This is a genomic window from Demequina phytophila, assembly GCF_000971135.1.
Lineage (GTDB): Bacteria > Actinomycetota > Actinomycetes > Actinomycetales > Demequinaceae > Demequina > Demequina phytophila.
This window is the reverse complement of record NZ_BBLW01000004.1, coordinates 151,734-174,539: the sequence shown is the minus strand read 5'-3', so window position 1 is coordinate 174,539 and position 22,806 is coordinate 151,734. Positions and strand designations below refer to the sequence as shown.

Below are 22,806 nucleotides of genomic sequence, written 5' to 3'. Positions count from 1 at the left end.
TGACCCGCGCATCGTCCCCTTCGCCTGTCAGGAGGCGGGCGCCTCGAGGTGCTCCGAATCGAAGGAGTACGTGGGCACCAGCTCCACCTCGATGAGCGACGTGTCGAGCCCGTCCTGCTCCATCGCGTCGTAGACCTTCGCCATGTCGGGAAGCGGCGGCTGACCCTTGACGATCACGTGGATCTTGCCGCCCTCGCGCGGGGTGATCGACACGAGGTCCCAGCGCGTGCCCTCCGTCGCGTCGTTGACGAAATTCGTGACCCGGCCCATGCGGGAGCGCGACTCGATGCTCTGCGCGGTCGAGTACGCGAGCGGCACCGTCACCAGCACGAGCAGCACGATGGTGGTGAGGTAGGCCCGCGCGCGGCGCCGCCGCTCCGCCTCCTTGTCCTCCGCCATCTCGATCCTCACGTTCGCGAAGCCGTAGATCGCCATGACCACGGACCCGGTGGCGAGGATCGCGGCGACGTTGGTGACGAACAGCAGCAGCGCACCCGCCGCCTGCGACCACGCGCCGGACTCGAGGGTGAGCCCCACCACGGTGAGCGGCGGCACCAGCGAGATCGCGATCGCGACGCCCGGCAGCGTGTCCGAGATGTCGGAGCGCAGCAGCGCGATCGAGCCCACCACCCCCGTGGCGAGCGCGGCGAGCAGGTCGACCACGCCGGGGGAGACGCGGCCCGCGACCTGGGCGTTGGTCGCCGCGGTGATCGGCTGGATGACGATCAGCCCGATGACGAACCCCACGCCGATCGCGGCGATCGCGCCCGCGACCATGGTGCCGATCGAGCGGACCAGGTTGCGGTGGTCGCCGAGCACGGTCGACAGCATGGTGCCCTGGATGGGACGCATGAGCGGCGCGACGATCATCGCGCCGATCACCGTCGCGGTGGAGTCCGCGACCACGCCGGCGGTCGCGATGACCGACGCGAGGATGAGCAGCAGCCAGAAGCGCGTGTACTGCGCGCGGACCCCGCTGCCGTCGAAGAGGACGGCCTCCCGCATGTAGTCGACGCTGTTGAGCTTGGCTCCCCAGCGGGACTCGCGCGGCGTGGCGGCGGCGGTCACCCGAGGAGCTTCGCCTTCGCGGCCGCGAACTCCGCGTCGGACAGGATGCCCGCGTCCTTCATCTGGGCCAGCTGCGCCAGCTTGGCCATGAGGTCGTCCCCGCCCGCGGGAGCGGCGGGTGCCGCCGCGACCTGGGGTGCCTGCTGCTGCTGCAGCTGGGCGAGCTCCGCCTGCATGGCCGCCATCTGCGCCTGCGACTGCTGCTGCTGGTACGCGGCCTGTTCGGCCTCGTACTGCTCCTGCTGCGCCTGCTGCTCCTGTCCCGCCCAGCGCGTGCGCTGGTTGCGCGCGACGCGCCCGCCCACCGCCTGCGCGGTGCCCGCGACCACCGCGGTGCGTGCCATCGTGCCGATCAATCCGGGTCGACCCATCCTGCGCATCGTTCCGCTCCTCTGCTGTTCCTGGTGCCGGTGTCTGTGTGCTGTGGCGCTGCTACGCCTCGGCGCGAACCGCGTCGAGGACCTCCTGGACCACGGGTCCCGGCACGCGCACCGTGTCGAGCAGCTCGCCGCCCGCATCCGCGATCGCGTCGCGCAGCGGCACCACCCAGGTGTGCTCGAAGCACAGGATCGCGGCGCTGGCGCCGGGGGCGAGCGACTCCGCGAGGATGTCCGCGTCCTCGTCGTTGAGGAGGCCGTCGAGGCGCGCGAGCAGCTCGCTGAGAGCGCCCACCTCCGGGTCGTCGGTGATCTCCGCGAGCTCGAGGATCTCGACCGCGCCCTCCGCGTCCTTGTGCACCACGACGGCGTCGACGATCGAGATCACACCCGTCTCGACCAGCTTCTTGATCTCCGCGAGGATCGAGCCGTCGAAGCGGCTCTCCGCGAAGGCGATGGTGACGATCTCGACGGGGCCGATCATGGTGGTGCTCCCTTGTGCTGACATTGCTCTGAGGCGTGGCGACGGGCGCGACGTGCACCCCCACACGGCAGGCTAGGCCCGGCGGGCGGGCGCGGCAACAGGAGCGAGACGCGTGTCGTGGCACCGGGTGTCGCGTGACGTGACGCGCGTCACCACCAGGGGTGATTGTTCCGGGAGTGCCGCGGTGATAACCTGGTCCCGCTTCCCCCGGACGGCGCATCGCGCCCCGGACGAACGCTATCCACGTTGCAGGCGTCTGACGAAGATGTCCCGTCAGCCGTACCCACGTGGGCGAATCTCGCACTTCTGGAGCCACAGGGGCTCGTGCGAGGAAAGGACAGTACGTGACCGACACGACCGTGGCGCCCGACCAGACCGCCACCCTCTCCGCGATGAAGCTTCCGCAGCTCCAGGCGCTCGCCGCCGAGCTCGGGGTCTCCGGAACCGCGCGCATGCGCAAGAACGACCTGATCGAGGCGATCAAGAACGGCGGAGTGGTCCCGGCGAAGGCGCCGGCGACCGAGAAGGCGCCCGCCAAGGCGCCGGCCAAGGCCGCCGCGAAGGCCTCGACCCCCGACGCCGCGCCCGAGCACGATGCACCCGCGAGCGAGCGCCCCGCGCGCCAGCCCCGCCGCCGCGCCGAGTCGCCCCAGTCGGCCCCGGCCGCCGCGGGTGCCGCCGTCGACGAGGATGCCGCGTCGCGCGCCCGCCGCGCGAAGGAGGCCGTGAGCCTCGACCTGCCCCGCGCCGACAAGGCCGAGGCGCCCCATGAGAACGAGGACGCGGCATCGCGCGCCCGCCGCGCCAAGGAGGCCGTGAGCCTCGACCTCCCGCGCGGCGAGGATGGCGAGGGCGAGCAGCAGGGCGGCGACCGCCGTCAGCAGCAGGGCCAGCAGCGGCAGCAGCAGAACCAGCCCGCGCAGGACGACGACGGCCAGGGCAACCGCCGGCGCCGTGGTCGCGGTCGCGGCCGCGGCCGCGGGCGCGACCGTGACGGGCTCGACCCCGTCCAGCCGGCTCAGCAGCTCGACGAGGACGACGTCCGCGACGACGAGGAGCTCACCCCCGTCGGCGGCATCGTCGACATCCTCGACAACTACGCGTTCATCCGGACCACCGGCTACCTGCCGGGCAAGTCGGACGTGTACGTGTCGATGAACCAGATCAAGAAGTACGGCCTGCGCAAGGGCGACGCCATCACCGGCACCGTGCGCCCGCCCCGCCCGGGCGAGCGCGGCCAGCGCCAGAAGTTCAACGCGCTCGCCGAGGTGGACCGCGTCAACGGGCTCACCCCCGAGGAGGCGCGCGGCCGTGCGTCGTTCGGCGACCTCACGCCTCTGTACCCGCAGCAGCGCCTCCACCTCGAGACCGACCCGCGCAACATGACCAACCGCGTGATCGACCTCGTCGCGCCCATCGGCAAGGGCCAGCGCGGTCTCATCGTCTCGCCCCCGAAGGCGGGCAAGACCCTGGTGCTGCAGTCGATCGCGAACGCGATCGTCACCAACAACCCCGAGGTCCACCTCATGGTCGTGCTCGTCGACGAGCGCCCCGAGGAGGTCACGGACATGCAGCGCACGGTCAAGGGTGAGGTCATCGCCTCCACCTTCGACCGTCCGGCCGAGGACCACACCACGGTGGCGGAGCTCGCGATCGAGCGCGCGAAGCGCCTCGTCGAGATGGGCCACGACGTGGTCGTGCTGCTCGACTCGATCACCCGCCTGGGCCGCGCCTACAACATCTCGGCGCCCGCGTCGGGCCGCATCCTGTCGGGCGGCGTGGACTCGTCGGCGCTCTACCCGCCCAAGCGCTTCTTCGGTGCGGCACGCAACATCGAGAACGGCGGCTCGCTCACCATCCTCGCGACCGCGCTGGTCGAGACCGGCTCGAAGGCGGACGAGGTGATCTTCGAGGAGTTCAAGGGCACCGGCAACATGGAGCTCAAGCTGTCGCGCACGCTCGCCGACCGCCGCATCTTCCCGGCCGTCGACGTCAACGCCTCCGGCACCCGCCGCGAGGAGATCCTCATGGGTCCCGACGAGCTCAAGATCATGTGGAAGCTGCGCCGCGTGCTCACCGGCCTCGAGCAGCAGCAGGCGATCGAGCTGCTTCTGGGCAGGCTCAAGGAGCACAAGACCAACGCCGAGTTCCTCATGCAGGTCGCCAAGACCACCCCGGGAGCCGACGAGGAGAAGTAGCCCCTCACGACCGACAGGGCCGGGTCCGCCGCGAGGCGGGCCCGGCCCCTCGCGTTCCCCGACGCGCGCCCGGGATCATGGCACAGGCCCGTACGCGCCGCCCGACAACCCGGGCGAATGTGAGAAACGCCCCACACCAGGACCTTCGGCCCGGACGGTGATAATCCTGGAGGTCGGGACGCGACGTAGAGGTGCCGGATCCGATCGGGTCGAGGCAGCACAGGGGGCGGCGCATCCCGCGGCGGCCGGACCGGACCGCCGAGCAGAGCGCCGCGCCCGTCATCAGCGTGCCCGGCGCTCCTCACGCATGGAGGAGATGCATGCCCAAGTCCCTGCTGGCAGCCACCACGGCGGTGGCTCTCGGAGCAACCCTGGTCGCGGCGCCAGCCGCCACGGCGGCCCCGACGATCGCGGCCGTCCCGCCCGCAGATCCCGCCCCCTCGACGGCCCCGCCGTCGGACAACCTGCCCAACCCGCTCGACGAGAAGCGCAGCGCGCTGCGCGAGACCGCCATCACCGGCGTCCTCGAGGGCGAGCTCCAGCCCGAGCAGCGCGGCGGCAGCGAGGTGGTCAAGGTCGGCACCGAGGAGGCGCCGCCGGCCGACTCCAGGTCCGCGCGCCACGGCAAGTCGCGCCCGCACACCCAGGACCAGTACGTGGAGCTGTCGCGCGAGGCGACCGACAGGGTCTTCGTGATCCTCGCCGAGTTCGGCGACGAGCCCTCGCCGTACGCGCCCGCCGAGGACGCGCAGCGCACCGAGGGTCCGCTCCACAACGAGATCCCGGAGCCCGACCGCACGGTCGACAACAGCACCGTGTGGCAGGCCGACTACTCGCAGGACCATTTCCAGGACCTGTACTTCGGTGACGGCGAGTCGCTGCGCGACTACTACGAGACGCAGTCGTCGGGCCGCTACAGCGTCGACGGCGAGGTCACCGACTGGGTCAAGGTCGACGCGACCCAGGGCCGCTACGGCACCGACGCCTGCGGCAGCAACGTGTGCTCGACCGTGTGGGACCTCGTGCGCGACGCGGCGAACGTCTGGTACGAGGATCAGCTGGCGCAGGGCCGGTCGGTCGAGGAGGTGGACGCGGACCTCGCCTCGTTCGACGAGTGGGACCGCTACGACTTCGACGGCGACGGCGACTTCAACGAGCCCGACGGGTACATCGACCACTTCCAGATCGTCCACGCGGGCGGCGACCAGGCGGACGGCGACCCGATCTACGGCGGCGACGCGATCTGGTCCCACCGCTGGTACGCGTACTACACCGCCGCGGGCCGCACCGGCCCCGAGGCGAACCCGCTGGGCGGCACCCAGATCGGCGACTCGGGCGTGTGGATCGGCGACTACACGATGCAGCCCGAGAACGGCGGCCGCAGCGTGTTCTACCACGAGTACGGTCACGACCTGGGCCTGCCGGACGACTACAACGTGCAGTCCGGCGGCGACAACAACAACGAGCACTGGACGCTCATGGCGCAGAGCCGCCTGGGCGCCAGGGACGACGACGGGATCGGCGAGCGCGGCGGCGACCTGGGCGCGTGGAACAAGCTCCAGCTCGGGTGGCTCGACTACGAGCTCGTCGACGCGGGGGAGCGCGCGAAGGTGGACCTGGGGCCCGCGGAGTACAACTCCCGCAAGACGCAGGCGCTGATCGTGTCCCTTCCCGAGAAGACCCTCACCACCGACCTGGGCGCGCCCGCGTCGGGAGAGTCCCAGTGGTACAGCGGCACGGGTGACGACCTCACCAGCACGCTGACCCGCTCGGTCACGCTGCCGGAGGGGTCGCCCGCGCTGACGTTCCAGGCGCGGTACGACATCGAGGAGGGCTACGACTACTTCTACGTCGAGGTCGACGCGGGCGACGGGTTCGTGCCCATCGCGGGCAGCACCACCCACGACATCGGCGGCGGCATCGAGGCCACCGACGGGACGCAGGCCGACTGGGAAGCGGCGACGTTCGACCTGAGCGCGTACGCGGGCCGGACCGTGGACGTGCGCATCCGGTACACCACCGACGGCGGAGTCGCTGGCAACGACCCCGACGTGGTCGACGGCCTGTTCCTCGACGACATCGCGATCGACGGGGTGTTCGCGGACGGCGCGGAGGACGGCGACAACGGCTGGACCGTCGACGGATTCTCGGTGGTGGGCACCACGAGCACGGAGGACCACCCGCACTACTACATCGCGGCCCACCGCTCCTACGTCTCGTACGACAGGTACCTCGAGACGGGGCCGTACTTCTTCGGGTACGCGAGCACCCGGCCGGACTGGGTGGACCACTACGCGTACCAGGAGGGCCTGCTGATCTCCTACTGGGACACCTCGTTCGCGGACAACGACACCTTCGCGCACCCGGGCGGAGGACGGAACCTCTACATCGACGCCCACCCGCAGCCGCTGCGGAACGTGAACGGCGACCTGTGGCGCGCACGTGTCCAGGTGTACGACGCCCCGTTCGGGCTGCAGCGCACGGACTCGGTCATGCTCCACGTCGACGGCAAGCGCAGCCCGATCCGTGGGACGCGCGGCAACCCCGTGTTCGACGACACGGACCAGTACTGGTTCGCGGAGCTGCCCAACCACGGCGTCAAGCTCCCCGCCGAGGGCGTGGAGATCCGCGTGGTCAAGCAGAAGGGCACGTCGATGACGGTCAAGGTCGCGTGACCGCCTGACCGCCTGACCGCGTGACAGCGGCGGCGCCCCGGGAGCCACGCTCCCGGGGCGCCGCTTGCGCGCTCAGGCGAGGGACGATGCGCCGGGACCTTGGCGGCGAGGCTCCCCTTGACAGGCATGGCAGAATAGTTCGTTGGCCCCGCCTGCGGACGGGGTCCACGGTTGCCGGTTCACCGACGCGAGATACGCGAAGGACCCGGTGGCGAACTAAGGGAGATCATGAAGAAGGACATCCACCCCGAGTACGTGGCCACCACTGTCACGTGCACCTGTGGCAACACGTTCGAGACCAAGTCCACCGTGACGGCCGGCGCGATCAGCGTCGAGGTCTGCTCGGCCTGCCACCCGTTCTACACGGGCAAGCAGAAGATCATGGACACCGGTGGTCGCGTGGCGCGCTTCGAGCGCCGTTACGGCAACAAGAAGTAACGCGCCCGACGACGTGGCCGAGGCCTTCGCAGCCGTCCAGCCCATGCTGGACGAGTACGCCGACATCGAGCACCAGCTCGCCGACCCCGCCGTTCACGCGGATGGGGGCAGGGCGCGCACGCTCGGGCGTCGCTTCGCGGAGCTCGGCCGCGTCGTCGCAGCACATCGTTCCTGGCAGGCCGCCCAGGACGACCTCGAGGCCGCCACGGAGCTGGCGGACCTCGATCCGGAGATGGCCGCGGAGATCCCGGCCCTCCGTGACGCCGTCGAGGAGGCCACCGAGCACCTCCGGCGCATCCTCATCCCGCGCGACCCCGACGACGCCCGCGACGTGATCCTCGAGATCAAGTCCGGCGAGGGCGGCGAGGAGTCCGCGCTGTTCGCGGGCGACCTGCTCAAGATGTACCTCAAGTTCGCGGAGACCAAGGGCTGGAAGGCCGAGGTCCTCGAGGCCGTGCACACCGACATGGGCGGGTACAAGGACGTGTCCGTCGCGGTGAAGGCGCGCGGCTCCGTCGAGCCCGAGGACGGCGTGTGGGCCCAGCTCAAGTACGAGGGCGGCGTCCACCGCGTGCAGCGCGTGCCCGCCACCGAGTCGCAGGGTCGCATCCACACGTCCGCCGCCGGCGTGCTGGTCTACCCGGAGGTCGAGGAGGTCTCCGAGGTCGAGATCGACATGAACGAGGTGCGCGTCGACGTGTACCGCTCGTCCGGCCCCGGCGGCCAGTCTGTCAACACCACCGACTCGGCCGTCCGCCTCACCCACCTGCCCACCGGCATCGTGGTGAGCTGCCAGAACGAGAAGTCGCAGCTGCAGAACAAGGAGTCGGCGCTGCGCATCCTGCGCGCCCGGCTGCTCGCCGCGCAGAAGGAGGCGGCCGAGGCCGAGGCCCAGGACATGCGCAGGTCGCAGATCCGGACGGTCGACCGCTCGGAGCGCATCCGCACCTACAACTTCCCCGAGAACCGCATCGCGGATCACCGCACCGGCTACAAGGCCTACAACCTCGACCAGGTGCTCGCGGGCGACCTGCAGCCGGTGATCCAGTCCGCGATCGACGCGGACGAGGCCGCCCGCCTCTCCGCGGCAGAGTAGCCGCGCCGAACCCGTAGACTCCGACCGTGCCTACCGTCGGCAAGCGTCTGCGCGATACCACCCGCCGCCTCGCCGAGGCGGGGGTGCCGTCCGCGCACCACGACGCGATCGTGCTCATCGCCCACACCCTGGGCCTCGAGCCCACCGACATCCGGACCGCCGCCGCGCGGGACGACGACTGGCCCCCGGGCGCTGATCTCGACCTGCTCGAGGCGCGTGTCACCCGCCGCATCGACCGCGAGCCGCTGCAGCACATCACCGGCAAGGCGTACTTCCGCTCGCTCGAGCTGCAGGTCGGGCCGGGCGTGTTCATCCCGCGTCCCGAGACCGAGGTGGTCGCGGGTGTCGCCATCGCCGCGGCACGCTCCGCTCTCGAGCTGCGCGGCGAGGTCCGCGTCACCGACCTGTGCGCGGGCTCCGGCGCGATCGGCATCTCCGTCGCCACGGAGGTCCCCGAGGCGCAGGTGTCGATGGTCGAGGCGAGCGAGGAGGCGCTCGTCTACCTGCGCCTCAACGCGCGCGCCCAGCCCGCCGACGTCCGCGCGCGCCTGCGCTCCGTGTACGCGGACGCCCGCAACTGCCTGCGCCAGTTCGACGCCTGCGCTGATGTGGTGGTGACCAACCCGCCCTACGTGCCCACCGCCGCCATCCCGCGGGACCCCGAGGTCGCGCTCCACGACCCGCCGCAGGCGCTCTACGGCCTCGGCGACGACGGCCTCGACGTGCCCCGCGCGATCCTCGACGAGGCCCAGCGGCTGCTGCGCGTGGGAGGCTCGCTGATCATGGAGCACGGCGACGAGCAGGGCGCGGCGATGCGCGCCTACGCGGAGTCGTCGGAGTGGTGGGGCGACGTGCGCACCCTCACGGACCTCACGGGGCGCGAGCGCATGCTCGTCGCGACCCGCGTGGGCGTCTGAGACACTTGACCCCGTGATCCTCGACACCCACGACCCCTCGACCTGGGGGCCGTCGCTCGACGCCGCCGTCGACGCGGTGAGCCGCGGCGCGGTCATCGTGCTCCCCACCGACACCGTCTACGGCGTGGGCGCCGACGCGTTCCAGCCGGACGCCGTCGCGGCCGTGCTCGCGGCCAAGGGTCGCGGCCGCCAGATGCCGCCGCCCGTGCTCATCCCGAGCGTGCGCACCGTCGACGGCCTCGCGCGCGAGGTGCCCGATGCGGCCCGCTCCCTCATGGAGGAGTGCTGGCCCGGGGCGCTCACCGTCATCGTCAAGGCGCAGCCGTCGCTCGCGTGGGACCTGGGGGAGACCCACGGCACCGTCGCGCTGCGGGTGCCCGACCATCCGGCGGCGCTCGCGCTCCTCGCCCGCACCGGACCCCTCGCGGTCACCAGCGCGAACCGCACCGGCGAGCCCGCCGCCACCACCGCGGCGGGCGCCGAGGAGCAGCTGGGCGCCTCGGTCGCGGTCTACCTCGACGCGGGCGACAGCCCGCTCGGCGTGGCCTCGACCATCGTCGATGCGACGGGCCCCCGCCTGCGCATCGTCCGCCAGGGAGGCATCTCCCACGCCCGCATCGTCGAGATCGTGGGGGAGGACGCCGTCGCAGGTGACGACGGGTGAAGGTCTACCTCACCCTCATGGCCATCGCGGCGCTCGTCACCTACGTCGCGACACCGGCCATGCGTCACCTCGCGTTCCGCGTGGGCGCCATCACCGCGGTGCGGGCGCGCGACGTCCACACCACGCCCATCCCGCGCCTGGGCGGCGTCGCGATCTTCCTGGGCCTCGCGACCGCCGGGGTGGTCGCCTCCGCCATCCCGTTCCTCTTCCCCGTGTTCGAGGCGGGCCGCGAGGCGTGGGCCGTGCTCGGTGCCGCCGCGATCGTGTGCGCGCTCGGCATGGTCGACGACATCTTCGACCTCGACTGGATGGCCAAGCTCGCCGGCCAGTTCCTCGCCGGGCTGGTGCTCGCCTCCGGCGGCGTCCAGCTGGTGACGGTGCCCATCGCGGGCGTCACCATCGGCAGCTCGTACGTCTCCCTCATCGCCACGGTGTTCGTGGTGGTGATCGCGATGAACGCCGTCAACTTCGTGGACGGCCTCGACGGCCTCGCCGCGGGCATGATCGCGATCGGCGGTCTCGCCTTCTTCACGTACACCTACATGCTGGCGCGGTCCGCGACGCCGGGGGACTACTCGTCGCTCGCCGCGATCGTGGTGGCGCTGCTCGTGGGCGCGTGCCTGGGCTTCCTGCCGCACAACGTCCATCCCGCGCGCATCTTCATGGGCGACTCCGGCTCGATGGTGCTGGGCCTCATGCTCGCCGCCGCCGCGATCATCGTGACGGGTCAGATCGACCCCGCCGTGGTGTCGGAGCGCGAGCGCATCCCCGCGTTCATCCCGATCCTGCTGCCGATCATGGTGCTCGCCGTGCCGCTCGTCGACATGGGCGCCGCGGTCATCAGGCGCACCGCGCGCGGCGACTCGCCCTTCTCGCCGGACAAGCACCACCTGCACCACCTGCTGCTGCGCCGCGGCCACTCGCACCGCTGGGCCGTCACCGTCCTCTACATCTGGACCGCGGTGCTGTCGTTCGGCACGGTGTCCGTGGTGTTCCTGCCGCTGTGGGGCGCCGTGCTCGTCACGAGCCTCGGCGTGGTGGCCGCCGCCGCGATCACGTTCTCCCCGCGCCTGGCGCGGTTCTTCTCGCGCCAGTGGCGCCGCGCGGGACACGCCGTGTTCGCGCTGCAGCGCATCACCCCGGAGGGACGGCACGGGGACGATGCGCCCGCCGGCCCCGCGCCCGCCGTCGCCTCGGCGACCGGGGCCACCGCCGCATCGTCCACCGTCCCCCACTCCGAGGAGGAGAAGTGACCGCCGAGGAGCAGCTGTACCGCCGCGCCATCAAGGTGACCACGATCGTGCTGGTCGCGATCGCCGTGATCGGCGCCGCCGTCGCCTGGCTCGTGGTCGGGCCCGAGGGTGCCGTCGCGGCGCTCGTGGGCGCCGTCGTGGCGGCCATCGGCGCGATCCCCACGCAGGTCTCGATGCTGGTCGCGCACCGCAAGCCGCCGCACGTGATGGCGGGGATCGTGGCCTTCTCCTGGCTGGGCAAGATGGCCGTCATCATCATCGCGCTCCTGCTACTTCAGGGGGTCGACGGCTTCCACCGCGAGGCCTTCGCCGCGACCGCCGTGACGGGCATCATCGCGTCCCTCGCGGTGGACGTCGCGGTGATGCGCAAAGCGCGCATTCCGTACGCCGATCCGGGTACTTCGTCCGGGGATTGATGCGTTAGGCTTTGGGCCAGTCAACGGCGCCGGACGGTGGTCCGCGCCCAAGAAGCCATTCGCACAGGAGACTTCGTGGGGAACTTGCTGGCCGCGGTCGTGAGCGCTGAAGCCACCGACTCGGGAGGGTCGAAGAGCTACATCGAGAGGATGTTCAGCTCGGACGGCTTCCACGCCCCGTCGATCACCGACTTCTTCCCGCCCGCCATCTTCGGCGACGGCACCATCTTCGAGTTCAACCGCATCATGATGGTCCGCGTCATCGCGGCCCTCATGCTGATCGCCCTGTTCTGGTTCGTCGCGAACCGCGCGAAGGTGGTCCCCGGCCGCCTCCAGGGCGCCCTCGAGTTCATGCTCGACTTCGTCAAGGACCAGATCGTCGAGCCCGTCATGGGCGCGGAGACCAAGCGGTTCCTCCCGATCCTCACCACGATCTTCCTGGCGATCACGTTCTTCAACATCACGGGCGTGATCCCGTTCCTCAACATCGCGAGCACGTCGCTGATCGGCCTGCCGATCATCATGGCGCTGTGGGTGTACGTCCTGTACCTCGCGTACGGCGTGAAGAAGCACGGCCTCGGCGGCTACCTCAAGAACAACCTGTTCCCCCCGGGCGTGCCGAAGGCGATCTACCTGCTGCTGACGCCCATCGAGATCCTCCAGGTGTTCATCCTGCGTCCCGCGACGCTCGCGCTGCGACTCGCGGCCAACATGATCGCGGGTCACCTGCTCCTGGTCCTGTGCTTCTCCGCCACGCAGTACTTCTTCTTCGCTGCGGCGGGCGCGATGAAGTCGATGGCCGCGGTGACGTTCGCCGCCGGCTTCGCCTTCACGCTGTTCGAGATCTTCGTCGCCCTGCTTCAGGCGTACGTCTTCACCATGCTTGCGGCCGTGTACCTCAACATGGCACTCGAGGAAGAGCACTAAACCCCCAAGCCTGCGCGGCCGGAAGCCCCGGCCTCGTCACAACGGAAGGAAACACACAGTGGACACCACCACTCTCGCTGAGGTCTCCGGCAACGTCGCGACCATCGGCTACGGCCTCGCCGCGATCGGCCCCGGCATCGGTCTGGGCATCCTGATCGGCAAGACCATCGAGGGCATGGCGCGCCAGCCTGAGGTCTCCGGCCAGCTCCGCGCCACCATGTTCATCGGTGTCGCGTTCGTCGAGGTGCTCGCGCTCCTCGGCCTGGTCACCGGCTTCATCTTCTGATGATGCTCGCCCAGACTCTGCTTCTCGCGGAGGAGGCGCACACCACGGAGGTGGAGGGTGCGGACCTGATCCTGCCCGCCCCCTACGACCTGCTGTGGTCGATCGTGATCTTCGCGATCATCGCGGTCGTGTTCACGCGGGTGTTCCTCCCCAAGATCCAGAAGGTGCTCGACGAGCGCGCGGAGCTCATCCAGGGCGGCATCGAGAAGGCCGAGAAGGCTCAGGCCGAGGCTGCTGCCGCGCTCGAGGAGTACACGGCTCAGCTCACCGAGGCCCGTGCCGAGGCCGCGCGCATCCGTGAGGACGCGCGCGTCGAGGCCGCGCAGATCCTCGCCGAGGCCCGCCGCCGTGCGGGCACCGACGCGGAGCGGATCGTCGAGACGGCCCAGCGCCAGATCGACGCCGAGCGCCACCAGGCCGTGGTGTCGCTGCGCTCCGAGGTGGGCACGCTCGCGACCGACCTCGCGTCGCGCATCGTGGGCGAGTCCCTCGCGGACGACGCGCGTCAGCAGCGCGTGATCGACGCGTTCCTGACCGAGCTCGAGACGACCGTCAAGGCGGAGGGTTAAGCACATGCGTGGAACGAGCCAGGCGTCGAGAGACGCGGTGCTCCGTGAGTTCGAACCGGTGGTGACGGCGAGCGGAGCCGAGGGCCTGGTCCTCGCCGAGCAGCTGTTCGCCGCCGTCGACGCGATCGACGCGTCGGGCTCGCTCCGCCGTGCGCTGACCGACCCCGCTCGCTCGGCCGAGGCCAAGGCCGGACTGGTCGCCGCGGTGTTCTCGGCGTACGACGCGAGGGTCAAGGACGTCCTCGCGTCGTTCGCCGGCGCCCGCTGGTCGGCCGAGCAGGACCTCGCCGAGGCGATCGACGACGCCGGCGAGCGCGCGATCTTCGCGTACTCGCAGACGCAGGGCACCCTCGACCAGGTCGAGGAGCAGCTGTTCCGCGTGCAGCGCGAGCTGGTCGCGAACCGCGAGCTGCTCTCGGCGCTCAGCAACCGGTCCGCCACCAAGGAGGCGCGCGTCGCGCTCCTCGACGGCGTGCTCGGCGGCAAGCTGGTCCCGACGACCGAGGCGCTGCTGCGCCGCGTCGTGGGCAACCCGCGCGGCCGTCGCCTCGTCCCGGCGATCGACGCGCTGCTCGAGTCCGCGGCCGAGCACCGCGACAAGGTCGTGGCGCAGGTCACGGCCGCGGTCGAGCTCAGCGCGGCCCAGCGCACGCGCCTCGCACGCATCCTCACGGACGCGTACGGACGCGAGGTGCTCATCAACGTCGCCGTGGACCCCGAGGTCCTGGGCGGCATCCGAGTTCAGGTCGGGTCCGAGGTGGTGGACGGCACCGTGCTGTCCCGGCTCGACGAGGCACGACGACGACTTGTCGGCTAGACCCGACGCACCATTCGCCGCCACCGCGGCACTGACAGGAGAGATGGCATGGCAGAGTTGACGATCAGCCCCGACGAGATCCGGGCTGCACTCGACAGCTACGTGAAGTCCTACGAGCCCAAGGGCGCCGTGGTCGACGAGGTGGGTCGCGTGACGCTCGCGGCCGACGGCATCGCGCAGGTCGAGGGCCTTCCGGGCTGCATGGCCAACGAGCTGCTGCGCTTCGAGGACGGCACGCTCGGCCTCGCGCTCAACCTCGACGTCCGTGAGATCGGCGTCGTGGTGCTCGGCGAGTTCACGGGCATCGAGGAGGGCCAGTCGGTGCACCGCACCGGCGAGGTGCTCTCCGTCGCCGTGGGCGACGGCTACCTGGGCCGCGTGGTGGACCCGCTGGGCAACCCGATCGACGGCCTCGGCGAGATCGAGACCGAGGCGCGCCGCGCGCTCGAGCTCCAGGCGCCCGGCGTCATGCAGCGCAAGTCGGTGCACGAGCCGCTGCAGACGGGCCTCAAGGCCATCGACGCGATGATCCCGATCGGCCGCGGCCAGCGCCAGCTGATCATCGGCGACCGCCAGACCGGCAAGACCGCCATCGCGATCGACACGATCATCAACCAGAAGGCGAACTGGGAGACCGGCGACCCGACCAAGCAGGTCCGCTGCATCTACGTCGCCATCGGCCAGAAGGGCTCGACCATCGCCTCCGTGCGTGGCGCCCTCGAGGAGGCCGGCGCGCTCGAGTACACGACCATCGTCGCGGCCCCCGCGTCCGACCCGGCCGGCTTCAAGTACCTCGCGCCCTACACCGGCTCCGCGATCGGTCAGCACTGGATGTACGACGGCAAGCACGTCCTCATCATCTTCGACGACCTGTCGAAGCAGGCCGAGGCCTACCGCGCCGTGTCGCTGCTGCTCCGCCGCCCGCCGGGCCGCGAGGCGTACCCCGGCGACGTCTTCTACCTGCACTCCCGCCTGCTGGAGCGTTGCGCGAAGCTGTCGGACGAGATGGGCGCCGGCTCGATGACGGGCCTGCCGGTCATCGAGACCAAGGCGAACGACGTCTCGGCGTACATCCCGACCAACGTGATCTCGATCACCGACGGCCAGATCTTCCTCCAGTCGGACCTCTTCAACGCGAACCAGCGCCCCGCTGTCGACGTCGGCATCTCGGTGTCCCGCGTCGGTGGTTCCGCGCAGGTCAAGGCCATGAAGAAGGTCTCCGGCACGCTCAAGCTCGAGCTCGCGCAGTACCGCTCGCTCGAGGCGTTCGCGATGTTCGCGTCCGACCTCGACGCGGCCTCGCGTCAGCAGCTCACCCGTGGCGCGCGCCTGATGGAGCTGCTCAAGCAGCCCCAGTACTCGCCGTTCCCGGTCGAGGAGCAGGTCGTGTCCGTGTGGGCCGGCACCAAGGGCAAGCTCGACAAGATCGCCGTGGGCGACGTGCTGCGCTTCGAGCGCGAGCTGCTCGACCACCTGCGACGCAACACGTCGATCCTCGACGACATCGCCTCGACGGGCCAGCTCTCGGACGACAACGAGTCCGCGCTGCACACGCACGTCGACGATTTCGTGTCGACCTTCCTCGAGGGTGAGAGCGTGAACCTCACCACCGAGTCGTCGGTCGACGACGGCGAGAGCGTCGCGGTCGAGCAGGAGCGCATCGTCGCGGAGAAGAAGTAGCCGATGGCCGGACAGCAGCGCGTCTATCGCCAGAAGATCAGGGCGACCAGCTCGCTCAAGAAGATCTTCCGCGCGATGGAGCTCATCGCGGCCTCGCGTATCGGGAAGGCGCGCCTCCGTGTGGAGCACGCCACCCCGTACACGCGGGCCATCACCCGCGCGATCAGCGCGGTGGCGGCGCACTCGAGCGTCGACCACCCGCTGACGACGGCGCGTACGGACACGGGCCGCGCGGCCGTGCTGGTCATCAGCGCGGACCGCGGCATGGCGGGCGCCTACTCGGCGAACGTCATCCGTGAGGCCGAGCGCCTTCGCGGCCGCCTCCAGGCGGACGGCAAGGAGATCGTGCAGTTCGCCGCCGGCCGCCGCGCCGTGTCGTACTACGCGTTCCGTCGCCGCGAGCTCGCGGGTCAGTGGACCGGCGCGTCCGACGCGCCGGACCGCGAGACCGCCCGCGAGATGGCACGGGCCCTCTTCGAGCGCTTCCAGGCGTCGAAGGAGGACGGCGGCGTCGACGAGATCTACATCGTCGGCACCCGGTTCATCTCCATGGTGACCCAGCAGTCGCAGGTCCTGCGTCTCCTGCCGCTCGAGATCGTCGAGGGCGTCGAGGAGACCGAGGAGGGCGAGATCGAGCCCCTCTACGACTTCGAGCCGTCGGCGGAGCAGGTGCTCGATGCACTGCTCCCGCGCTACATCGAGTCGCGCATCTTCGGCAGCCTCCTGCACTGCGCGGCCTCCGAGCTCGCCAGCCGTCAGCGCGCGATGAACACGGCGACCTCGAACGCCGAGGACATCATCCGCAACTACACCCGGCTCGCCAACCAGGCGCGTCAGGCCGAGATCACCCAGGAAATCAGCGAGATCGTCTCGGGCGCCGATGCGCTCGCGGCCTCGTGACAAGAAGCGAGAGATCCATGACCACCACCGCAGAGACCACCCCGGCCCACGCCGAGGACGCGCCCGTCGTCGGTCGCGTCTCGCGCGTCGTCGGCCCGGTCGTCGACATCGAGTTCCCGGCCGACGCGATCCCCGACATCTACAACGCGCTCACGGTCGACATCGACCTGTCCTCGCAGGGCGAGGACGAGGGCGTGCTCCACATGACCCTCGAGGTCGCCCAGCACCTGGGCGACAACCTCGTGCGCGCCATCGCTTTGAAGCCGACCGACGGCCTCGTGCGCGGCGCCGAGGTCACCGACACCGGCGCGCCCATCTCGGTGCCCGTCGGCGACGTCACCAAGGGCCACGTGTTCAACGTGACCGGCGAGGTGCTCAACGGGAAGGAGGGCGAGAAGATCGAGATCACCGAGACCTGGCCCATCCACCGCAAGGCGCCCGCGTTCGACCAGCTCGAGTCGAAGACCCAGATGTTCGAGACCGGCATCAAGGTCATCGACCTCCTCACCCCGTACGTGCAGGGTGGGAAGATCGGCCTCTTCGGCGGTGCGGGCGTCGGCAAGACCGTCCTCATCCAGGAGATGATCTACCGCGTCGCCAACAACCACAACGGCGTGTCGGTGTTCGCCGGTGTGGGCGAGCGCACCCGTGAGGGCAACGACCTCATCGAGGAGATGACCGAGTCCGGCGTCATCAACCAGACCGCCCTGGTGTTCGGCCAGATGGACGAGCCGCCGGGCACGCGTCTGCGCGTCGCCCTGTCGGCGCTGACGATGGCGGAGTACTTCCGCGACGTTCAGAAGCAGGACGTGCTGCTGTTCATCGACAACATCTTCCGCTTCACGCAGGCGGGCTCCGAGGTGTCGACCCTCCTGGGCCGCATGCCGTCCGCGGTGGGCTACCAGCCCAACCTCGCCGACGAGATGGGTCAGCTCCAGGAGCGCATCACCTCGACCCGTGGCCACTCGATCACCTCGCTGCAGGCGATCTACGTGCCCGCGGACGACTACACCGACCCGGCCCCGGCCACCACGTTCGCGCACCTCGACGCGACCACGGAGCTGTCGCGTGAGATCGCGTCGCGCGGCCTCTACCCGGCCGTGGACCCGCTGACGTCGACCTCGCGCATCCTCGACCCGCGCTACGTGGGCCGCGACCACTACGAGACCGCGAACGCCGTGAAGTCGATCCTCCAGCGCAACAAGGAGCTGCAGGACATCATCGCGATCCTCGGTGTGGACGAGCTCTCCGAGGAGGACAAGATCATCGTCGCGCGTGCGCGCAAGATCCAGCAGTTCCTCTCGCAGAACACGTACATGGCGACCCAGTTCACGGGCGTCGCGGGTTCCACCGTGCCGCTGTCCGAGACCGTCGAGGCCTTCTCGGGCCTGGTCAACGGCAAGTACGACCACATCTCGGAGCAGGCGTTCTTCAACATCGGCGGTCTCGAGGACCTCGACAAGAACTGGGCCCGCATCCAGAAGGAGATCGGCTGATCATGGCCGGTCCGCTCACCGTCGACGTCGTCGCCCCCGACCGGGTCCTCTGGTCGGGGACGGCGGAGCGTCTCATCGCCCCGACCGTGGAGGGCGAGATCGGCCTCCTCACCGGGCACGAGCCGGTGCTGTCCGTCCTGCGGGCAGGCACCGTGCGCGTGCGCGGCGGGGCCGACGGCGACGCCGAGTTCGCCATCGACGGCGGCTTCGTCTCCTTCGACCACGACATCGTCACCGTCGTCGTGGAGCCCGTGGTCGCCACGGGCGAGGCCGGGGAGACGGCCGCTCACTGATGCGGGTGGTGATCGCGCGCTGCGCGGCCCGGTACACCGGGCGGCTCTCGGCGCATCTTCCGCTCGCGACCCGAGCCATCATGGTCAAGGCCGACGGCTCGGTCCTGCTTCATTCGGACGGCGGCTCCTACAAGCCGCTCAACTGGATGAGCCCGCCGTGCACTCTGCGGACCTCCTCCGTCACGGAGGAGGCCGCGGAGCGCGGCGTCACCGCGGTCTGGGTGGTCCAGCACGACAAGACCGACGACCGCCTCGAGATCGACCTCCACGAGGTGCTGTCCGACACCGAGCACGAGCTCGGCGCGGACCCCGGCCTCATCAAGGACGGCGTCGAGGCGCACCTCCAGGAGCTCCTGGCCGCGCAGATCACCCTGCTCGGCGACGGCCACAGCCTGGTGCGCCGCGAGTACATGACCGCGATCGGCCCCGTCGACATCCTCGCCCGCGACTCCGCCGGCGGCTCCGTCGCGGTGGAGATCAAGCGCCGCGGCGAGATCGACGGCGTCGAGCAGCTCACGCGCTACCTCGAGCTGATGAACCGCGACCCGCTGCTCGCCCCCGTCCGCGGCGTCTTCGCTGCGCAGGAGATCAAGCCGCAGGCACGCGTGCTCGCGGAGGACCGCGGCATCCGCTGCCTGCTGCTCGACTACGAGTCCATGCGCGGCAACGAGGACCTCAGCGACCGCCTCTTCTAGACGCGGCAGTTCGCTGCGCACGGTCCGACACGCGACACGCGGAGCCGACCCGCGCATCGTCCCTCGCTGCCCGGCGCGGCGGCTCGCCGACCGTGCTGAGCGAACCGGTGGCGGGACGCGGGTCGAATCGTTTCGGCTAGGCTCGCGCCATGACCTTCCCTCAGGACTTCATCTTCGGCGCGGCCACCGCCGCCTACCAGATCGAGGGCGCCGCCACCGAGGGCGGCCGCGGCCCGTCGATCTGGGACACGTTCACCCACACGCCCGACAAGGTCGTCGGCGGGGACACCGGCGACGTCGCGTGCGACCACTATCACCTGTGGGAGCGCGACATCGACATGATGGTGGACCTGGGCCTGCAGGCGTACCGCTTCTCGATCTCGTGGCCGCGCGTGCAGCCCACGGGCACGGGGGAGTTCAACCCCGAGGGAATCGCCTTCTACAGGGCGCTGGTCGCGCGCCTCAGGGAGCGCGGCATCACCCCGCTCGCGACGCTCTACCACTGGGACCTGCCGCAGGCGCTCGAGGACCAGGGCGGCTGGCTCAGCCGCGACACGGTCGACGCGTTCGTCACGTACGCGCTGCGCATGACAGAGGAGCTCGGTGACGCCGTCGAGACCTGGGCCACGTTCAACGAGCCGTGGGTGAGCTCGTTCGTGGGCTACGGCTCCGGCGCGCACGCGCCCGGCCACGCGGACGACGTCGAGGGCCTCACCGCCGCCCACCACCTGCTGCTCGCGCACGGCCGCGCCTACCGCGCGATCAAGTCCGCCCGCCCCGCGCTCCAGGTCGGGATCGTCAACAACTCCCACACGCCGCGCCCGTGGGACCCCTCGAACCCGCGGGACCGCGACGCCGCCGCGCACATCGACGCGCTGGCGAACACGATGTTCCACCAGCCGTTCGTCGACGGCACGTACCCCGCGATCCTGAAGCCGAACACCGCGCACCTCACGGACTGGTCGTTCGTGCACCCCGGCGACCTCGACGAGATGCATGGGGCGGTGGACTGGTTCGGCGTGAACTACTACGCCTCGCACGTGGTGAGGCACAACGCCCGCAAGGCCGCGGCATCGTCCGACGTCGCGACCCTCGCCGACGGCCACAAGGCCGGCACCAACTCGCCGTGGCCCGGAGACGAGCAGATCGAGTTCATGACCCCGCCCGGTGAGCTCACCGCCATGGGCTGGAACGTGGACCCCGGCGCGCTGCACGCGCACCTCATGAAGATCCACCGCGAGACCGGCAAGCCGCTCTACGTGACGGAGAACGGCGGCGCCTGGGACGACGTCCTGGGCGAGGACGGCCGCGTGAGGGACGATGCGCGGGTCGCCTACCTCCACGACCACCTGCGGGCGGTCGAGACGGCGATCGCCGAGGGCGCCGACGTGCGCGGCTACATGGCATGGAGCCTCATGGACAACTTCGAGTGGGCGCAGGGCTACGCCAAGCGCTTCGGGCTGGTGCGCGTGGACTACGCGACCCAGGCGCGCACCTGGAAGGACGCGGCCTACTGGTACCGCGCGACCATCGAGCGCCGCGACCCGCTCCCGCTCGCGGAGCTCGAGGCCCACGTGGAGACCCCGGCGCGAACGTACTGAGAGAGGCGAGGGGACGATGCGCGGGCCGGGTGAGCCGCGCATCGTCCGCCCGTAGACTGGTCGCCATGCCCTCCGGTCGCCGCTCGTCCAAGCGTCCGTACGGCCGGCCCCACGAGGAGCTCGACGTCGACCGCGTCTGGGGCAACCGCGCGCGGATCGAGACCGGACCCCGGGGCGAGGACTTCTACGTCGCCACCCCGCGCCCGAGCGACCGCACCTTCGTGTGCCCCGGCTGCCAGGGCGAGATCTCGGGCGAGACCCCGCACGTGGTCGCGTGGCCGGTCGAGAGCATCATGGGTGCCGAGGCTGCCGCGGACGCGCGCCGCCACTGGCACACCGGCTGCTGGCAGTCGTTCGGACGCGCGCGCTGAACCCGGCGCCGCCCCTGCGGAGAGAGGACACCATGACCGAGGACGTCACCGACCTGGTCGAGCTGCGCTCGATGACGGTGCTGCGCGCGGATCGCGAGGAGATCGAGCTGCGCACCGAGGACGGGCTCACGCTCGTGGGCGAGCTCGCGCTGCCGGCCGAGGGGCCCATCACCGCGACCCTCATCACGCTGCACCCGTTGCCCACACACGGCGGGTTCATGGACTCGCACGTGTACCGCAAGGCCGCATGGCGGCTGCCGGCGCTCGCCGGCGTGGCCGTGCTGCGCTTCAACACCCGCGGCACGTCCTCGCCGCGCGGGACCAGCGGCGGGGAGTTCGGCGGCGGCGTCCCCGAGGGGGCCGACGTGCGCGCCGCCGTCGACTTCGCCGTGAGCCGCGGGCTGCCGCGCCGCTGGCTGGTCGGCTGGAGCTTCGGCACGGAGCTCACGCTCATGCACGGCGCGGATCTCGACGTCGAGGGCGCGATCCTGCTGTCGCCCCCGCTCCACCGCGCGACCGACGCGGACCTCGAGAGCTGGGCCGCGACGGGCAGGCCCGTCACCGCGCTCGTCCCCGAGCACGACGACTTCCTCCAGCCCGCCGAGGCGCGCGTCCGCTTCGCGCCGCTCACGCAGCTCGAGCTGATCGACGTGCCCGAGGCCAAGCACCTGTGGGTGGGGGAGAGGTTCGTGCGGATCGTGCTCGACGCGATCGTCTCGCGAGTCGCGCCCGAGCGCGCGCCGCTGCCCGACGCCGTCCCCGCGTCCATGGTGGAATGAGGGCAGGTCAGCCCCGAGAGGAGAAGCCCGTGAGCCTCGTTCCCGACGGCACGCCGCTGGTGCTGCTCAACGCCTTCCCCGTCGACCGGTCGCAGTGGGACCCGCTGCTCGAGGCGCTGCCCGTCCTGCCGGGCGACATCATCACGTTCGACGTCCCCGGCATCGGCGACATGCCTCTGCCCGAGGAGGAGCCGTCGCTCGAGCTCATCGCGGACGCCGCCGTGCTCGCGATGCGCGAGGTCACGGGCCGCGACAAGGCCGTCTGGGTGGGGTGCTCGATGGGCGGCTACATCGCGATGGCCGTCGCCGAGCGCCACCCGGAGGCGATCGCGGCGATCGGCCTGCTGGGCACCAGGAGCGCCGCGGACACGGACGAGGCGCGTGAGGCGCGCCTCGCGCTCGCGGACCGGGTGGACGGCTCGGACGGGCACCCGGACCCGCGCGGCGCCGCGGAGGGCCTGGTAGGCATGCGGGACGGTGCACGGGAGGCCCTGGTGGCCGCCGTCGCCGCGAACATCGCGAGGCACGGCGGCGACGGGATCGCCTGGGGGCAGCGGGCGATGGCGGCGCGCCCTGACCGCACCGAGGTGCTCGCGGCGCTCGAGGTGCCCGCGTTCGTCGCGGTGGGGGAGCACGATTCGATCGCGGGGGTGGACGCCGCCCGCACCATGGCGGAGGCCCTGGGCGTCGAGGCGGAGGTGCTCGACGGCGTCGGACACCTGAGCGCATGGGAGGCGCCCTCGCGGGTGGCCGCGCTGGTCGCGGACCTCGTCGACCGCGCCGACGCGGGCTGAACCGCCTGGGCG

24 protein-coding genes are annotated in these 22,806 nt (G+C 71.0%); 21 read left to right on the top strand and 3 right to left on the bottom strand.

What is annotated here, in order from left to right; all coding sequences use genetic code 11:
* Positions 1–27: 27 nt before the first annotated feature.
* The 3 genes from AOM01_RS07745 to AOM01_RS07735 all read right to left on the bottom strand — a co-directional run bounded on the left by AOM01_RS07745 (position 28) and on the right by AOM01_RS07735 (position 1,929).
* Positions 28–1,068 carry a TIGR00341 family protein gene (locus AOM01_RS07745; RefSeq protein WP_062291443.1) on the bottom strand — a complete coding sequence of 347 codons (1,041 nt, stop codon included), beginning with the start codon at positions 1,066–1,068 and terminating at the stop codon, positions 28–30.
* Entirely contained in the window at positions 1,065–1,412 is a 348-nt protein-coding gene (locus AOM01_RS07740) for an SHOCT domain-containing protein (protein ID WP_228374249.1), read from the bottom strand. Before AOM01_RS07740 ends, AOM01_RS07745 begins: the two co-directional genes overlap by 4 nt.
* An 88-nt stretch (positions 1,413–1,500) precedes the next feature.
* Positions 1,501–1,929: a DUF6325 family protein gene (locus AOM01_RS07735; RefSeq protein WP_062291440.1), complete on the bottom strand. Its 429-nt coding sequence runs from the start codon at positions 1,927–1,929 to the stop codon at positions 1,501–1,503.
* Positions 1,930–2,273: 344 nt separating this feature from the next.
* On the opposite strand from AOM01_RS07735, the gene rho reads away from it, so the two are divergent.
* The 21 genes from rho (at position 2,274) to AOM01_RS07630 (ending at position 22,794) form a co-directional block, all read left to right on the top strand.
* Entirely contained in the window at positions 2,274–4,127 is a 1,854-nt protein-coding gene (rho, locus tag AOM01_RS07730) for a transcription termination factor Rho (protein WP_267127726.1), read from the top strand.
* A gap of 320 nt (positions 4,128–4,447) precedes the next feature.
* Complete coding sequence (locus AOM01_RS07725; RefSeq protein ID WP_062291438.1) at positions 4,448–6,802, top strand: immune inhibitor A domain-containing protein; 2,355 nt, start codon at positions 4,448–4,450, stop codon at positions 6,800–6,802.
* Between the two features lie 228 nt (positions 6,803–7,030).
* Positions 7,031–7,240: a 50S ribosomal protein L31 gene (gene rpmE / locus AOM01_RS07720; RefSeq protein ID WP_062291434.1), complete on the top strand. Its 210-nt coding sequence runs from the start codon at positions 7,031–7,033 to the stop codon at positions 7,238–7,240.
* Positions 7,241–7,253: 13 nt separating this feature from the next.
* Complete coding sequence (gene prfA / locus AOM01_RS07715; RefSeq protein ID WP_062291431.1) at positions 7,254–8,336, top strand: peptide chain release factor 1; 1,083 nt, start codon at positions 7,254–7,256, stop codon at positions 8,334–8,336.
* A 26-nt stretch (positions 8,337–8,362) separates the two neighbouring features.
* Positions 8,363–9,253 carry a peptide chain release factor N(5)-glutamine methyltransferase gene (prmC, locus tag AOM01_RS07710; RefSeq protein ID WP_062291428.1) on the top strand — a complete coding sequence of 297 codons (891 nt, stop codon included), beginning with the start codon at positions 8,363–8,365 and terminating at the stop codon, positions 9,251–9,253.
* A 16-nt stretch (positions 9,254–9,269) separates the two neighbouring features.
* Complete coding sequence (locus AOM01_RS07705; RefSeq protein WP_082110112.1) at positions 9,270–9,917, top strand: L-threonylcarbamoyladenylate synthase; 648 nt, start codon at positions 9,270–9,272, stop codon at positions 9,915–9,917.
* Positions 9,914–11,170: an MraY family glycosyltransferase gene (locus AOM01_RS07700; RefSeq protein ID WP_082110086.1), complete on the top strand. Its 1,257-nt coding sequence runs from the start codon at positions 9,914–9,916 to the stop codon at positions 11,168–11,170. The genes AOM01_RS07705 and AOM01_RS07700 overlap by 4 nt, the downstream gene beginning before the upstream one ends.
* Positions 11,167–11,586: a Cg1360 family ATP-synthase-associated protein gene (locus AOM01_RS07695; protein ID WP_062291422.1), complete on the top strand. Its 420-nt coding sequence runs from the start codon at positions 11,167–11,169 to the stop codon at positions 11,584–11,586. Before AOM01_RS07700 ends, AOM01_RS07695 begins: the two co-directional genes overlap by 4 nt.
* Before the next feature lie 75 nt (positions 11,587–11,661).
* Positions 11,662–12,513, top strand: coding sequence for a F0F1 ATP synthase subunit A (atpB, locus tag AOM01_RS07690; protein WP_369401559.1), 852 nt, complete (start codon positions 11,662–11,664; stop codon positions 12,511–12,513).
* Positions 12,514–12,571: 58 nt separating this feature from the next.
* Positions 12,572–12,799, top strand: a complete 228-nt coding sequence (locus AOM01_RS07685; RefSeq protein ID WP_062291419.1) for an ATP synthase F0 subunit C — start codon at positions 12,572–12,574, stop codon at positions 12,797–12,799.
* Positions 12,800–12,801: 2 nt separating this feature from the next.
* On the top strand, positions 12,802–13,368 hold the full coding sequence (locus tag AOM01_RS07680; RefSeq protein WP_062291843.1) for a F0F1 ATP synthase subunit B: 567 nt from the start codon (positions 12,802–12,804) through the stop codon (positions 13,366–13,368).
* Between the two features lie 4 nt (positions 13,369–13,372).
* Positions 13,373–14,185, top strand: a complete 813-nt coding sequence (locus AOM01_RS07675) for a F0F1 ATP synthase subunit delta (protein ID WP_062291415.1) — start codon at positions 13,373–13,375, stop codon at positions 14,183–14,185.
* A gap of 48 nt (positions 14,186–14,233) precedes the next feature.
* Positions 14,234–15,865, top strand: coding sequence for a F0F1 ATP synthase subunit alpha (gene atpA / locus AOM01_RS07670; protein ID WP_062291412.1), 1,632 nt, complete (start codon positions 14,234–14,236; stop codon positions 15,863–15,865).
* A gap of 3 nt (positions 15,866–15,868) precedes the next feature.
* On the top strand, positions 15,869–16,765 hold the full coding sequence (locus tag AOM01_RS07665; protein WP_062291409.1) for a F0F1 ATP synthase subunit gamma: 897 nt from the start codon (positions 15,869–15,871) through the stop codon (positions 16,763–16,765).
* Positions 16,766–16,782: 17 nt separating this feature from the next.
* A complete protein-coding gene (gene atpD / locus AOM01_RS07660) occupies positions 16,783–18,261 on the top strand; it encodes a F0F1 ATP synthase subunit beta (protein ID WP_062291406.1) in 1,479 nt (492 codons plus the stop codon).
* Between the two features lie 2 nt (positions 18,262–18,263).
* Positions 18,264–18,554: a F0F1 ATP synthase subunit epsilon gene (locus AOM01_RS07655; protein ID WP_062291403.1), complete on the top strand. Its 291-nt coding sequence runs from the start codon at positions 18,264–18,266 to the stop codon at positions 18,552–18,554.
* Positions 18,554–19,249, top strand: a complete 696-nt coding sequence (gene nucS, locus AOM01_RS07650) for an endonuclease NucS (protein WP_062291399.1) — start codon at positions 18,554–18,556, stop codon at positions 19,247–19,249. Before AOM01_RS07655 ends, nucS begins: the two co-directional genes overlap by 1 nt.
* 149 nt (positions 19,250–19,398) lie before the next feature.
* On the top strand, positions 19,399–20,850 hold the full coding sequence (locus AOM01_RS07645; protein WP_062291397.1) for a glycoside hydrolase family 1 protein: 1,452 nt from the start codon (positions 19,399–19,401) through the stop codon (positions 20,848–20,850).
* 65 nt (positions 20,851–20,915) lie between these two features.
* Complete coding sequence (locus AOM01_RS07640; protein ID WP_062291394.1) at positions 20,916–21,221, top strand: Rv1322 family protein; 306 nt, start codon at positions 20,916–20,918, stop codon at positions 21,219–21,221.
* Positions 21,222–21,253: 32 nt separating this feature from the next.
* Entirely contained in the window at positions 21,254–22,000 is a 747-nt protein-coding gene (locus AOM01_RS07635; protein ID WP_062291391.1) for an alpha/beta hydrolase, read from the top strand.
* A 29-nt stretch (positions 22,001–22,029) separates the two neighbouring features.
* The gene (locus tag AOM01_RS07630) at positions 22,030–22,794 is read left to right on the top strand and encodes an alpha/beta fold hydrolase (protein ID WP_062291387.1); all 765 of its coding nucleotides are present in this window, start codon (positions 22,030–22,032) and stop codon (positions 22,792–22,794) included.
* The last annotated feature ends 12 nt before the right edge of the window (positions 22,795–22,806 follow it).